Raw genomic sequence first — 13130 nt, forward strand, 5'->3', positions numbered from 1 at the left:
AGCACGACCGTCCATCTACTTCACCTCGTTTGTCCACAGTATCGTGCTGGCCACCCCCTTGCTCCGAATCGAAGCCCGCGTCACGGTGCATCCTTGAGGAGAGCAGCCCTCAACCAAAAGCATAACAGGTCTATCGGAACACCAGTCGCTCTGACCGAAGGTGCCTTGGCGCCTCTCGTGTCGTTGCGCCCGATCACTTAACCCGTGCCGCCCCGGCACGGGCTGCAGGCGGTATGAGTTCGGCCCGTCCTCGGTTCATGTGAGGATGATTTGTCATGGCTCTGCCGCCGCGCGTTTTCTACACCCTTCAAGAAGTCACGGCCCGTTGGGGCTGCAACATCGCCGACGTCGCTGGCTGGGCAGCGGCGGGCAAATTCCGCATCATGACCGGCATCGGCCTGGTGCGTTGTGGCGAGGAGATCGTCGCCGGTCGGGTGGTCCTCTCGCCGATGGACCTGATGCCGTTGTTCCGGCGCTGCGGGACCGGTCCGACCGAAGGCGTGGTGCGCCGGATCATGACGGGCGAAAAGGGCCAATGGCAGATCATCACCGATCCTGTCGGCGGGGTCACGGTGGCGGTCGCGGACATGATGATCATGGCCGATGAAGTGCATGGCTTCGAGGAAGAGAACGATATGGTGCGGCGTGTGCCAAGCGGGCCCGGTGCTGCCACGCCCTACGATTGGGAGGGCATGAACATTGCCCTGATCGTGCGAATCCATGATCACGGACTGCCTGCCACCCAGGCCGAGCTGGTCGCCGAGATGCAGGACTGGTTCGCGGATCGGTCGTGGCCGAAGCGCGCGCCGTGATCGCCGATGTCGCGCATCATAGCGATCTCCTGATCCGGCTCGCCTGCAATGTGCTCGCCCAACATGGCGAGACTTCGGCCGAACGGGCAGAGGCGCAGCGCCTGCTCGTGGTCGTTGACGCGCGGCGGGCGGTGCGGCGCGCCCAGCGCGAGGATCAGGGGAGGGCCGCGCGATGATGCGCCGCGGCACCCCCGAGGCCGATCTGCAGCGAGCTGTGGTGCAAGCGCTGCGCATCGCCCTGCCCCGCAGCGCCATCATCCATCACTGCGCCAACGAGGTGACCGAGGCCGGGCCCCGCGGGGCCAAGCGCCAGGCGATCCTTGTCGGCATGGGCGTCCACGCCGGGTTCGCCGATCTGATGGTGATCTGCGACGGGCGAATCCTGTTCCTCGAGTTGAAGGCGCCGAAGGGGCGGCTGCGGCCGGAGCAGGGAGCGTTTCGCGACGCCGTTCAGGCGCAGGGTTTCGGCTGGGCGCTGGTGCGCAGTCTCGACGATGCGCTGGGCGCGCTGGCCGATCACGGCTTCACGACGCGCATCGCCCCTGCCCCGCGGAGGCCCGCGCCATGAGCCACGAGGCCACCAACTGGGCCATCAAGCAGCGCGGGTTGAAGCCCACGACCAAGATCGTGCTCTGGCACCTCTGCGACCGGTTCAACCCCGACTACGGCTGCTTTCCCTCGCAAGACCGGCTGGCGCATGACTGTGAGATCAGCCGGTCCACGCTGAACGATCACCTCGGCCAGCTGGAGGCAGTGGGCCTGTTGCGGCGGGTGCCGCGGCTCGATCCCGTGACCAAGCGCCAGCTGCCGACCCGCTACATCCTGGGGTTCGAGCCGGGCTTCACACCCGTGGCTGTGGTGCCGTGTCCGGAAATCGGACACGGGGACGACAACGGCGCGGAAAGCCTCGGCGATGCCGATGGTTGTGGTGTCGATGCCGCGGCCGACGCCCTGCCGTGTCCGGATTTCGGACACGGGCTCGGCGCAGAAGCCGTGTCCGATTTTCCGGCAGACCCGTGTCCGGAAAATGCCGAAAGCCGTGTCCGAAATTCGGACACTAACCCTGTAAGGGAACCTCTAAGTAAACCAGTAAAGGAGGAGGAGGGCGCGCAGGCGCGCGCGGCGATTTCCGATGAGGTTTTCGGGGATCCCCGCCATCTCTGGCCCGACGTCGCCCGCGTCATCGGCGAATGCCGCCCGGAATGCGTCTTCCTCGAAAACGTCGCAGGGCACGTCACCCTCGGGCTCGAGACCGTCCTGCGAGAGCTGTGGGGACTGGGCTACACGCCTGCGGCGGGCCTGTTCTCGGCAGCAGAGGTCGGCGCGCCGCACGAGCGGCAGCGCATCTTCATCCTGGCCCCGCGATCATCTCGCGTGCAGCGCTCGCCTACGACGCCACCGTCGATGACGCAGCGAAGATCACCACCAAGATCGGCCAGCTGGCCGCCGTCGGCATCATCGCCCGCGACGGCGTCTGATCCCCCTCATCCCCCGGAGCACCCCCATGACCCTCGTCCGCAATCCCTTCGACGCTGGCGGCTACTCGCTGGCCGAGATGACGCAGGCCATCAACATCCTGCCCAACCTCTACACCCGCCTTGCCCAGATCGGCCTCTTCCGCTTCGAAGGGGTCAGCCAGCGCTCGGTCATCATCGAGCAGTACGAAGGCGTCCTGAGCCTCCTGCCCTCTGTCCCGCTCGGCGGCCCCGCCTCCGTCGGCACGCGCGAGAGCCGGTCCATGCGCAGCTTTGCCTTGCCGTGGATCCCGCATGACGACGTGGTCCTGCCTGCCGACATCCAGGGACAGCCCGCCCTCGGCGCCTTCGATGCCGCCGATCCCCTCGTCGAGGTGATGAACCGCAAGCTCCTGCTGATGCGGCGCAAGCATGCCCAGACCCGCGAATACATGGAGATGAACGCGCTCCGCGGCATCGTGAAGGATGGGGCGGGCACCACCCTCTACAACTACTTCACCGAATTCGGCCTCGCGCAGATCTCTGTCGACTTCGTTCTCGGAACGGCCGGAACGAACGTGCAGGGCAAGGTTCGCGAGGTGCTGCGCGCCATCGAGGACAACCTGCTGGGCGAAGCGATGACCAGCGTGCATGCCCTCGTCAGCCGCGAGTTCTTCGACAAGCTGATCGCGCACCCGAAGACCGAAGAGGCTTACAAGTTCTACGCCAGCACAGGCGCCCAGCCCCTGCGCGAGGACGTTCGCCGCAACTTCCCCTTCGGCGGCATCCTGTTCGAGGAATACTCTGGCACCGTCACCCTCTCGACCAAAGCGACCGAACGGCTGGTCCCCGCGAACGAGGGCGTCGCCTTCCCCGTGGGTACGATGGACACCTTCACCACCTATGGCGGCCCGGCGAACCTGCTGGAAACCGCCAATACCATTGGCCTGCCGCTCTACGCCCGCCAGCATCTCGACGAGAAGGGCCGCTGGATCGACGTCATGACCGAGGCCTCGATCCTGCCGGTGAACAAGCGGCCCCGGCTGGCGATCCGGCTGCACACGTCGAACTGACGGACGCCGCCCATGTCCGTCTTTGCCGCTGCCATGGACCGCATCTTCACCCATGCAACCATGGCGGCCCCGGCCCTCTGGATCTCGGCCACGACGTCCGAGGAACGCCCGATCCGCATCATCCGCCGCGCGCCCGACCGCGTCACCGACTTCGGCGCGGGGCGGTTCTTCAGCGATACGACCGTGGTGGACGTGCGCGTCACTGACCTCCCCGCCCCGCGCCCGGGCGATGTGATCGTCATCGGCGCGGACAGCCATGTGATCCAGGGTGAACCGCTGCGCGACCGCGAACGGCTGATCTGGACCCTCGATCTGAGGCCAGCATGAAGCTGAAGCTGGAAATCAGCCCCGACCTTGCGGCACTGATGCAGGCCGAAATCGCCGTGGGCGAGAAGGCCGTCACGACCGCCATGCGCGAGGCGGGCGCGGGCCTCAAATCCGCCTCGCGCGGCCAGATCACCGGCGCGGGCCTCGGCACGCGGCTCGGCAATTCGATCCGGCTGGCCAACTATCCCAAGGGCGGCGAAAGCCTGAACGCCGCGGCGCTGGTCTTGTCAAATGCTCCGGTGATCGTCGGTGCGCATGACACCGGGCCCCTGATCCGCTCGCGCAACGGGTTCTGGCTGGCGATCCCCACCGCCGCCGCAGGCAAATCCACCCGCGGCGGGCGCATCACACCCGGCGAATGGGAGCGCCGAACCGGCCTGCGCCTGCGGTTCATCTACCGGCGCCGCGGGCCGAGCCTGCTGGTGGCCGAGGGGCGGTTAAACAGCAAGGGGCGCGCAGTGGCATCCCGCGCGAAGACCGGGCGCGGGCTGACGACCGTGCCGATCTTCCTCCTCGTGCCGCAGGTCAAGCTGCGCAAGCGGCTGGATCTGGCGCGGGATGCCGAGCGGGCCATCGACGGCGTGCCGGGGCGGATTGTGGCGGGGTGGGAAACGCCCTAGGTAAAAAAACTCTGCCAACGTCCCATGTCATCAACTTCTCAACGGAAGATCGCCCCAGTCGACACGTCAAGATAGATGCGATTGTCGGCAGTCATGCCACCACAGTAAGTGAAGTAGATTGGCTTATCTCGATGAGTGGTTGACTTTACCCATCCCCCCATTTCCTCGAAATCTTCGGCAGAGCATCGACGCTCTGCAATCAACGAATTCGCTGCTGCGGTGAATTGCGCTTCGTACTTCGACACATCATCAGAATTTTCGATCCCAGTTACTGAAATTTCACTGATATCTGTCCTGATGAAAATATAGCCTGTAACAGCCACTACTGTGAAACCTGCGAACACCAAGCTAGACAAGCGTGCGCGCCTTTTGAAAGTCTTGAATGGTTCTGGGTTCTGCTCAGTAGATCCAGGTATGATGCCCAGCAATAGAATCCAAACTGGAAACAATGGGGCCCACCAGATCAATCCTTTAGGGGCGCGCATATCCTGTATTCGTTTGGAGGATGCCACGAAAAACAGGCCGCAAGCAGCGCTAGCGATGAGTACTGCAGCCGTCGAGTGCCAAAAACTAGCACGCTGAAGCCAGAATGACAGGCCATTCAGGTGAATAATGTATGCGGTTAGCAAACCGCCAACGAACAAAATCAGGGATAGCCACCAGGCTACTCTTCCCACTTTTAACCTTTCAAACATTTCTCACCTTCCCGATCTCCACCCTTTGAGAGGGTACACGCCGTGAAACGCGCGGTGAACCAAAAAGCATACCTTCGCTGTCCAGAAATGCTCACCACCCACAAACTTGTCCTCACAGCGCTCCACGCGCGACTGCAGCCTCTTGCCGCCCTGACCCTGCGTGACGCGGTCCTGCCCGAGCGGATCCCCGCGGCTGGGCTGATCATCCTGCGCGACGGCCAGCCGGGAGAGCCGGAGGTGACACTGTCGTCCCTCCGCTACCACTATCAGCACCGGGCCGAGCTGGAGGTCGTCGTCCAGGCGGGCACAGACCGGACCAGCGCCTTTGACGACCTGGTCGCCGCCATCGGTGCGGCGCTGGAAGCTGACCGGACATTGGGCGGCCTCTGCGACTGGGTTGAACCCGAAGCCCCGTCATCCGTCGATCTGCCCGTCGAGGGCGCAGCGGCGCTGAAGGCGGCAGTGATCACCGTCGTCCTGCACTACACCACCACCGGCCCCCTGACCTGACACCCCACATTCCACGGAGACCCCCAATGGCACGTGCGCAAGGCGCGCGGGCGCAGATGGCGCTTGCGTTCGAGACGAGTTACGGCACCCCGCCTGCGAGCGGCTTCACCAAGATGCCGTTTGCCAGCACCACGCTGGGATCGGAACAGCCGCTTCTGAACAGCGAACTTCTGGGCTATGGCCGCGACCCGCTGGCGCCGATCAAGGATGCGGTGACGGCGGACGGCAATGTGGTCGTCCCTATCGACGCATCCGCCTTCGGCTTCTGGCTGAAGGCGACCTTCGGGTCGCCCGTCACGACCGGCGCTGTACCGGGCCCCTTCACGCACGAGTTCCGCTCCGGCGCCTGGTCCTTGCCGTCGATGTCCATCGAGACCGGCATGCCAGAGGTGCCGCGCTTCGCGATGTATTCAGGCTGCGTGTGTGACAGTCTCAGCTGGCAGATGCAGCGCTCCGGGCTGCTCACCGCGACCGCAAGCCTCGTGGCGCAGGGTGAAGCCATCGCCAGTGCCTCCGCAGCTGGAACGCTGGCTGACCTCGACCTCCAGCGCTTCGGGCATTTCAACGGGGCCATCACGCGCAACGGCCAGCCGCTCGGCAACATCATCTCGGCCGAGATCACCTATGCCAACAACCTCGACCGGGTGGAGACGATCCGTTCGGACGGCCGGATCGATGGGGCAGACCCGTCCATTGCCGCGCTGACCGGCAAGATCGAAGTGCGCTTCGCAGATCAGGTGCTGGTGAATCAGGCCATCGCTGGCGATCCCTGCGCGCTGACCTTCGCCTACAGCCTGCCCTCCGGCGAGAGTTTCAGCTTCACGGTGCATGCCGTCTACCTGCCCCGGCCGCGCATCGAGATCCCGGGGCCGCAAGGCATCCAAGCCACCTTCGACTGGCAGGCCGCGCGGGATGCCTCGCTGGGCCGGATGTGTACCGCCACGCTCGTCAACGACATCGAGGAATATTGATCATGCTGCGTCTGAACCTTGTCCGTGAGGCTGTGTGGCTCGACCTTGCGCCGGGCGTGCGCGTGAAGGTGGAACCACTCACGACGGCCATCATGGTCGCAGCCCGCACCGACCCGGCTGTGCGTACCATCGCCCCCGGCACGCCAGATGACAGCATCGCCGTGATCTTCGCCAAGGCCATCGCCGTCCGCGCCATCGTCGATTGGGAGGGCGTGGGCGACGCCAATGGTGCCGCGATCCCGGTCAGCCCTGACGCCATCGACGCGCTTCTCGATCTCTGGCCGATCTTCTGGAAGTTCCAGACCGCCTATGTCGCAAAGGGTCTGAAGCTCGAGGCGGAAAAAAACGTCTCGGCGCCCTCGCAACTTGGGTCTTCGGCGGGGGCGAAGGATACTGCCAGGCCTGTGAAGGGCGCTGCCCGGACTGCCCGCAAATCCTGAACGCACCGCTGAGCCATGAGGGCTGGCAGGTCTGGGATCTTGCGCAGCGTATGGGCGGCCAGATCCGCGCCATCCCCGGCGCTGTCCTCGGTTGGGACATGACGGCCGCACTGGCCATGGCATCCGCCATGGGCATTTCCCCGCGTGCCGTCGTCGAACTCCTGCCTGTCATCGAGGCCGCGATGGTGCGCAAGCTGAACGAAGAGAGAGAAGGTCGCCGCGATGGCTGAGAAACGGGTCTCTGTCCGCCTGGCAGCTATCGGCGGCCGCCAGGTGCGCGCGGAACTGGAAGGGATCGGCGAGGCCGGAACGCGCGGCTTCGGGCGCCTGTCGCGGGAGATGGAGGCTGCGAACACCCGGCTTGCCGCCTTCGCGCGCCGTGCCGGGATCGCCATGGCTGCGGCTGCCTCTGCCGCCACCGCGGGGCTTGGCATCATCGTGCGCAACGCGGCCCAGAGCGCCGACCAGATCCGGCAGTTCGCGCAAGTGGCAAATGCTACACCCGAGAGCTTCCAGCGCTGGGCGTCAGGGGCACGGACTGTCGGGGTCGCCGTGCGTGTCGCCGAACGCGACCTGCGCGCGCTGTCTGCCCCGCTCCTGACCGGCGAGATCGTCGTCAATCGCGAGGGCGCGGATCTCGGACCCGGCGATGTGATCCGGCTGCGTTCAACGCGGCTGGGGCTCGACGACGTGGTGATGCGCATCTCCGAGATCGGACAGGGCGACGGGCGCGACAATGGCATCCGGCTCAAGATCGCCGAGGACGTCTTCGCGCTGGGTGCCACCGCCATCGCGGGCGGACGCATGCCGACGGGCACGGGCACGGGCGTCGCTGCCCCGCCGCGGGCACTCGCGCGGCGCATGGTCGAGGAAGCCCCATACTGGCTTCTCGTCCGTGAGCTTGGCCACAGCGAGGCGGACCGCCGCCTCGCCGAGGATCCGGATGCAGGCGCGCTGGTCGCGACCGGCGAACGCCCCAGCGCCGATGCGCTGGCCGCCCAGCTCTGGGTCGACCCCGGCACCGGGCCCGCGCAGGAGGGCGTGGTCGCCTTCGCCCCGACGGCACTGCTGGCCGCCGACGTGACCGACAGCCCGGAAGCACGGGTGATCCCGGTGACCGGCTGGCGCGATATCGGCGAGGTCGAGATCGGCACACTCGCCAGCATCGGTGGCGAGCTGGTCCGTGTCGACGGAATCTCGCAGAACAGCATCAGCGTAGGTCGGGGTTGCCTCGACACCGTCCCGCGCGCGCACGGCTCGGGCACGCCGGTCATCTTCTTCGACGAGATGGCACGGATCACCGAGGACAGCTGGGCCGCAGGCGAGACACTGGCAGCCCGCCTCCTGCCCGAGACCGGGCGCGGCACGCTGGCCTTCGCGCTGACACCGGAAGATGCGGTGACGCTCGACCGTCGCGCCATCCACCCCCTGCCGCCCGGCCGTGTGCAAGGCAACGGCAGCTACGCCCCGAATGTCGATGCGCTGGTCATCGGCTCACTTGCCCTGATCTGGACCCATCGCGACCGGTTGACCCAGACCAGCCCCGTGATCGTCGATCATACCGGGGCCTCAATCGGGCCGGAACCGGGGGTCGGCTACATCATTGAGGTGCGCTGGGTGGATCCGGATACGGGAGCGGCCATCCTGCCCGCGGGCGTGGTGATCGACACAGGCAGTGCCGCCAGCTGGACCCTCGCGCCCGAAGCCATCCCGGAACTCGGTGCGCCGGATCGTACAGCCGAGATCGAACTCGCGGTCCGGTCCCGGCGTCTGGTCGAAGGCAGCTGGGTCACCGACCGCGAGGCGCGGTGGTTTCGGCTGACCGCACCCTTCGCCGCCTCTCGGCCCTCGTGCAGGCCCGCGCGACCTCACGCACCACGCCGCTGCCCACCACCGGCAACGCGGGCCAGATGCTGATCGTGCCTGCCGCGGCCGGGACCAATCCCAATGCGCTGGCCCTCTGGGACCAGTCGCCCGCCGGGGCCGCGGCATGGGTCTACCTGACCCCGCAGGAGGGCTGGCAGATCTGGATTGCCGACGAGGCGCGGCACGTGCGCTTCACCGCGGGGGCTTGGGTCGAGGTGCCGCGCTCGGGGATCGTGCGCATCCGCACCCTCACCGCGACCAGCCACACGCTGGAAGCCGTCGATCTGGGCAGCATTCTCGAGACCACGGGATCGTCGGCCGTCACGGTGACCATTCCACCCGAAGCGACCGTTCCCTTCGAGATCGGATCGCTGATCAACGTGACACAGGTCGGTGCCGGGATCGCGACCGTGGCAGCCGCGGCAGGGGTGTCGCTGAATGGCGTCGTGGGTGGTTCCGTTGCCCTCGACGGTCAGTGGTCAGGTGCTGCCCTCGTGAAGCGCGGGGCTGATGCCTGGATCATTCAGGGCGCGCTGGCGGGGGCTGTCGCATGAGCCTTCTGATGATGCGCGGCGCCTTACTCGCCCAAGCCGGGGATGCGGCGCCCTCGGTCGATATCGGCGCGGTCTGGCAGCTGGACACCACCCGCCGCCCTCCAGGCTATACCCTGTCGGACAACAACCAGACTGCCGTGAACACATCGGGCGGCACCAACTACATGCGCTGGGTGCCGACAGCCAAGGCGGTCCTGCCCACGGACGGGCGGCGCTATTGGGAAGTCCTTTGCGCGCCGGGGGCTGCAACCTTCGACGGCTATATGGGCGTCGTCGCGGCCGCGCAGCGCGAGGAGTTCAATGTTGGCCTCAACCCTATCACGCTGGGTTCGATCGGCTGGCGGGGCACCGGCGCACTCTGGTCCTCGGCCACTACAACGGCCCAACAAAGCCTGACTGGTCTGCCGACCTTCGGCGCGAATGATGTGCTGATGTTCGTCCTCGATCCGGCGCTGGGCCGCCTATGGATCGGGAAGAACGGAATCTGGCGCGACGATCCGGTGAGCGGCGCCGCGACCTGGACCGCAAGCGGAAGCTCGGCTTTCTATCCGCAAATCCAGGGGCGCAATCACGGAGATGGCGGCACGCTTCGCTCGCTCCCCTCCCAGTTCAGCTACCCCGTGCCTCCCGGCGTGACTGCGCTTGGTTACCTCGATCCCGACCTCCGCATCTTCGACGCCGCAGCCTTCCTCGAGATCGGCTGGGATCGAGGCCTCAGCGTAGCGGGAGCCTCCCTCTGGATCAGCCGGGGTGGCGGGGCACATCTCACCGCCGCAGATACCGCGTTTTTCATCGAGCACGGTGGGGGCCGCGGGACCACCTGGACCCAAGCCAACCTCTACATCGAAGTGGAACTGCCATGAGCTACATCCTGCATCTCGGCCACCAGCCGACCGACGTCTCGGGCATCTCCGGACTCGCGAACACGACCGCCATCGGGTTCGACGCCTCCCTCGACGTGAACGGCATCCGCTTTAGTGGATCGCGCAGTTTCGCGATGCCATTTTCCCTCGGATTTGCGGCACCCTCTGGCGATCTCTGGCTGGGGTTTCGGTATGTTCCGCCGAGCGGGGAAGCCGACCTCATCACCGAAGGCAATGCAGGGTTCGTCGATTTCTACGACGCGAACTTCGTCCGGATCGCGCATATCCAGCCTCTCACCAGCACCCGCCGCTATCATGCTATCGCCCGTGGCGACACGGTCGTGCAGGGCAACTCAAGCTACAGCCCGTCGAATGGCCAGCCGCAATGGATCGACGTCCGCGTGGCGGTAGGGGCCAGCATCACCATCGACTTCTATGTCGATGGCGTGCTGCAAAGTTCGGCCACGGCCGCCAACTCCCAAGGCAAGGGCAAGCCGGTGCAGATCGTGTTCCCGAATGTCGGACTGCACGGCTCTACCAGCAGCCGCACCTGGTACTATGCGCATTTCGCGGTGCTGGACGGGGTGTCGACCATCGGGCGGCGCTTCGTGCGGCGCACGCCCAACGCCATCGCAACCTTCAGCCAGATGGCGGGCAGCATCGATGCCCTGAAGGACGAAGATATCGGCACCCGCGTAACGAGCAACGCAGCCGGGCAGCGACTGTCGTTTCGCTCACGGGGCCGACCGGGCCCGCGGCTGTCGCGGCCATCGCAGGCGTGCATGTGAAGCAGATCGCGCAGGCGGGGACAGTCGGGCCGCAGGCTACGGGAGGTTTCCTGCGCATGGGCGGGGTCAATCATGATGCACCGCCGGTCAGTGTGCCGGCGCTCGCGCCGAGGTCGGTCTATTCCACCTGGGCACTGAACCCGGCTGACAGCAGCGTCTGGACCAGCGTGACCCTGCCTGCCGAAGTCGGGATCCTCTCCGCATGAGCCCGCGCCGTTCCGGAGAGGGCCATGTCCGCATGCCGGATGCCGAGTTCGAGGAGCTCCTCGCGCGGGCGGCGGAAGAGGGGGCGAAGCGTGCGCTGGCCGATGTCGGCTTGGACGGCAAGGAAGCCGCCCTCGACATCCGGGATCTCCGCGCGCTGCTCGATGCCATCCGTTTCGTCCGCCGCACGGCCGTGCAGAGTGCCGTTCACCTGATCACCACCGGCGTCATCCTGGCGCTGCTTGCGGGGATAGCCCTCAAGCTGAAGATCTTCGGCAGCGGGCCCTGACGGGGCGACACCGCCCATCTCACCATCAACACGACCACCCGGCCCGCCCCTCGGCGGGTTTTTCCATTTGGAGGATTTCCCATGCCGACCCTTTCCTTTCCGACCTGGCGCGACGTTCCCGAGAAGGCGTGGCGCTGGCCCAGCTTCTCGCCCGCCGAGATCGCCTGCCGCGGCACCGGCGCGATCAGGATCAACACCGAGGCCCTGGACAAGCTGCAGGCCCTGCGTGACCAGCTGGGCAAGCCACTGATCGTGCGCTCCGCCTATCGCAGCCCCGAACACAACCGCGCTGTCGGCGGGGCTCCGGCCTCGAAGCACATGCAGGGCACCGCCTTCGACATCGCCATGGCGAACCATGATCCTGTTGCCTTTGAGGCAGCAGCGCGTGCGGTCGGGTTCCTCGGCTTCGGGTACTACCCCCGCTCCGGCTTCATGCACATCGATCTCGGGCCTGCCCGATCCTGGGGCGATCCCTTCCCGGTGCGGCCCGTCCCATTTGCACCGGAATTGCCGCCTGCGCGCGAAGTCCTGGCCGAAAGCCGCACGTTGCGCGGTGGCGGGGCCGCGGGTGCCGCGACCGTTGGCGCGGCCGGGGTGGAGGTGCTGCAGGACGTCCTTGCGGAAACCCAGTCAGTGATCCAGCCGCTGGTGCCCTATCTCGACACCCTGCGCTGGGTGCTGATCGTCATCGCGCTGATCGGTATCGCCGTCACGATCCACGCGCGGATCGACGACTGGAACCGGGGGCAGCGGTGATCGGCAGGCTCCTCACCCTTGGCCCGGCGCGCAAAGCGCTGGGCCTGATCCTCGCCGCAGCAGCGATCCTGCTATTTCTGCTGAACCTGCGACGCGCCGGTGAACGCGCTGGGCGCGCGGCCGAACGCCTTGATGTCCGAGAGAGAAACGATGCCATCCACCGCAAGATGCTCGACGCCGCCGCCCGCCGCCCTCCTGATCGCGATGCTTTGGCTGACCGGCTGCGCGATGGGCGGTTCTGAGGCACGGGCGCCCTGCCCGCCAGTGGTTGAGTACACGGCCGCCGAGCAAGCGCGGGCCGCCGACGAGGTCGAAGCACTGCCGGAAGGGACCGCCATCGTGCGGATGCTGAGCGACTATGCCGTGCTGCGGGATCAAGCGCGGGCGTGCAGTTGAGGACGACGCTAATGCAGACCCTCAACGCCTCGAGAGGTCAAGAACCACTACGTCAACCTTGCCCACAAGCTCAATGGGCAGACCTTCCTCAAGATTCTTCTTCAGATCAGAAGCCTGCAAGTTCTCGTGGTTCTTCAGGCCTGCGATCTTTTCATCGGCGCCAAACCAGAGGACCAGATAGACACCTTGTTCTTCTGCGGTTGGATGTACCGCGTAGCGATCTGCAAGCTGCAACTGGGCGGCCGTGAAAAGCTCGGAATTCCATTGGCCTTTAACTTCCACAACCAGCATCTTGCGCCCTGCGGGCGTCTGGATAGAGGCTGTGATGTCGCATCGATTGCCGCCGGCAAGCTGATGTTCAATCACGTCAACAAACCCAAGGGGTTTGCTGTGACCCCCGATCACTCGTCCATCTGATGCTAGAGTCCGGCCCAAGGAAAGGACCGGACATGAAGAGATCGAAGTTCACGGAAGAGCAGATCATTGCGATCCTGCGGGAGCAGGAAGCTGGG

The 13130-nt window shown here is 66.0% G+C and carries 19 protein-coding genes and 4 pseudogenes; 21 read left to right on the forward strand and 2 right to left on the reverse strand.

The genetic code is table 11. The features are described from left to right. The first annotated feature begins 275 nt into the window (after positions 1-275). The 9 genes and pseudogenes from EEY80_RS09525 to EEY80_RS09565 all read left to right on the forward strand — a co-directional run bounded on the left by EEY80_RS09525 (position 276) and on the right by EEY80_RS09565 (position 4286). Positions 276-812, forward strand: coding sequence for a hypothetical protein (locus EEY80_RS09525; protein ID WP_205749073.1), 537 nt, complete (start codon positions 276-278; stop codon positions 810-812). Then, positions 791-988, forward strand: a complete 198-nt coding sequence (locus EEY80_RS09530; RefSeq protein WP_328590521.1) for a hypothetical protein — start codon at positions 791-793, stop codon at positions 986-988. The genes EEY80_RS09525 and EEY80_RS09530 overlap by 22 nt, the downstream gene beginning before the upstream one ends. Then, positions 985-1380 (forward strand): VRR-NUC domain-containing protein, encoded by a 396-nt coding sequence (locus EEY80_RS09535; RefSeq protein ID WP_126976326.1) that lies wholly within the window; start codon positions 985-987, stop codon positions 1378-1380. The genes EEY80_RS09530 and EEY80_RS09535 overlap by 4 nt, the downstream gene beginning before the upstream one ends. Beyond that, positions 1377-1961 (forward strand): annotated as a pseudogene (locus EEY80_RS09540) (helix-turn-helix domain-containing protein); the annotation flags it as partial. The gene EEY80_RS09535 and the pseudogene EEY80_RS09540, both read left to right, overlap by 4 nt. A 45-nt stretch (positions 1962-2006) precedes the next feature. Next, positions 2007-2150: pseudogene (locus tag EEY80_RS20430) on the forward strand (DNA cytosine methyltransferase); the annotation flags it as partial. A gap of 17 nt (positions 2151-2167) precedes the next feature. Further along, a pseudogene (locus EEY80_RS20435) lies at positions 2168-2290 on the forward strand (head decoration protein); the annotation flags it as partial. A gap of 26 nt (positions 2291-2316) precedes the next feature. Continuing rightward, complete coding sequence (locus EEY80_RS09555) at positions 2317-3339, forward strand: major capsid protein (RefSeq protein WP_126976327.1); 1023 nt, start codon at positions 2317-2319, stop codon at positions 3337-3339. A 12-nt stretch (positions 3340-3351) separates the two neighbouring features. Then, a complete protein-coding gene (locus EEY80_RS09560; protein ID WP_126976328.1) occupies positions 3352-3666 on the forward strand; it encodes a head-tail joining protein in 315 nt (104 codons plus the stop codon). Next, complete coding sequence (locus EEY80_RS09565; RefSeq protein ID WP_126976329.1) at positions 3663-4286, forward strand: DUF6441 family protein; 624 nt, start codon at positions 3663-3665, stop codon at positions 4284-4286. The genes EEY80_RS09560 and EEY80_RS09565 overlap by 4 nt, the downstream gene beginning before the upstream one ends. 38 nt (positions 4287-4324) lie before the next feature. On the opposite strand, the gene EEY80_RS09570 is transcribed toward EEY80_RS09565, so the two are convergent. Then, positions 4325-4981, reverse strand: a complete 657-nt coding sequence (locus EEY80_RS09570) for a hypothetical protein (protein WP_126976330.1) — start codon at positions 4979-4981, stop codon at positions 4325-4327. 87 nt (positions 4982-5068) lie between these two features. Between EEY80_RS09570 and EEY80_RS09575 the strand changes: the two genes are divergently transcribed. The 12 genes and pseudogenes from EEY80_RS09575 (at position 5069) to EEY80_RS09625 (ending at position 12464) form a co-directional block, all read left to right on the forward strand. After that, positions 5069-5491, forward strand: a complete 423-nt coding sequence (locus EEY80_RS09575) for an acyl-CoA transferase (RefSeq protein ID WP_126976359.1) — start codon at positions 5069-5071, stop codon at positions 5489-5491. A gap of 26 nt (positions 5492-5517) precedes the next feature. Continuing rightward, positions 5518-6462 (forward strand): phage tail tube protein, encoded by a 945-nt coding sequence (locus tag EEY80_RS09580; RefSeq protein WP_126976331.1) that lies wholly within the window; start codon positions 5518-5520, stop codon positions 6460-6462. Positions 6463-6464: 2 nt separating this feature from the next. Continuing rightward, positions 6465-6902, forward strand: a complete 438-nt coding sequence (locus EEY80_RS09585; RefSeq protein WP_126976332.1) for a hypothetical protein — start codon at positions 6465-6467, stop codon at positions 6900-6902. 50 nt (positions 6903-6952) lie between these two features. Then, a complete protein-coding gene (locus tag EEY80_RS09590) occupies positions 6953-7132 on the forward strand; it encodes a DUF7697 family protein (RefSeq protein WP_126976333.1) in 180 nt (59 codons plus the stop codon). Further along, a pseudogene (locus EEY80_RS20670) lies at positions 7125-7326 on the forward strand (hypothetical protein); the annotation flags it as partial. The gene EEY80_RS09590 and the pseudogene EEY80_RS20670, both read left to right, overlap by 8 nt. Before the next feature lie 1426 nt (positions 7327-8752). After that, positions 8753-9322 (forward strand): DUF2793 domain-containing protein, encoded by a 570-nt coding sequence (locus EEY80_RS09600; RefSeq protein ID WP_164738212.1) that lies wholly within the window; start codon positions 8753-8755, stop codon positions 9320-9322. Then, a complete protein-coding gene (locus EEY80_RS09605; protein WP_126976336.1) occupies positions 9319-10185 on the forward strand; it encodes an SPRY domain-containing protein in 867 nt (288 codons plus the stop codon). The genes EEY80_RS09600 and EEY80_RS09605 overlap by 4 nt, the downstream gene beginning before the upstream one ends. Beyond that, positions 10182-10973, forward strand: a complete 792-nt coding sequence (locus EEY80_RS09610; RefSeq protein ID WP_235829771.1) for an FscB — start codon at positions 10182-10184, stop codon at positions 10971-10973. The genes EEY80_RS09605 and EEY80_RS09610 overlap by 4 nt, the downstream gene beginning before the upstream one ends. Beyond that, on the forward strand, positions 10970-11179 hold the full coding sequence (locus EEY80_RS20440) for a hypothetical protein (RefSeq protein ID WP_235829772.1): 210 nt from the start codon (positions 10970-10972) through the stop codon (positions 11177-11179). The genes EEY80_RS09610 and EEY80_RS20440 overlap by 4 nt, the downstream gene beginning before the upstream one ends. Beyond that, positions 11176-11466 carry a DUF6127 family protein gene (locus EEY80_RS09615; protein ID WP_126976337.1) on the forward strand — a complete coding sequence of 97 codons (291 nt, stop codon included), beginning with the start codon at positions 11176-11178 and terminating at the stop codon, positions 11464-11466. The genes EEY80_RS20440 and EEY80_RS09615 overlap by 4 nt, the downstream gene beginning before the upstream one ends. A gap of 81 nt (positions 11467-11547) precedes the next feature. Continuing rightward, a complete protein-coding gene (locus tag EEY80_RS09620) occupies positions 11548-12222 on the forward strand; it encodes a YcbK family protein (RefSeq protein WP_126976338.1) in 675 nt (224 codons plus the stop codon). Further along, positions 12219-12464 (forward strand): hypothetical protein, encoded by a 246-nt coding sequence (locus EEY80_RS09625; protein ID WP_126976339.1) that lies wholly within the window; start codon positions 12219-12221, stop codon positions 12462-12464. The genes EEY80_RS09620 and EEY80_RS09625 overlap by 4 nt, the downstream gene beginning before the upstream one ends. A gap of 175 nt (positions 12465-12639) precedes the next feature. Here the strand turns inward: EEY80_RS09625 and EEY80_RS09635 are convergent, their stop codons facing one another. Further along, positions 12640-12984 (reverse strand): hypothetical protein, encoded by a 345-nt coding sequence (locus EEY80_RS09635; RefSeq protein ID WP_205749074.1) that lies wholly within the window; start codon positions 12982-12984, stop codon positions 12640-12642. Between the last annotated feature and the right edge of the window lie 146 nt (positions 12985-13130).

This window comes from Frigidibacter oleivorans (genome assembly GCF_003993775.1).
Classification (GTDB): Bacteria; Pseudomonadota; Alphaproteobacteria; order Rhodobacterales; family Rhodobacteraceae; genus Frigidibacter; species Frigidibacter oleivorans.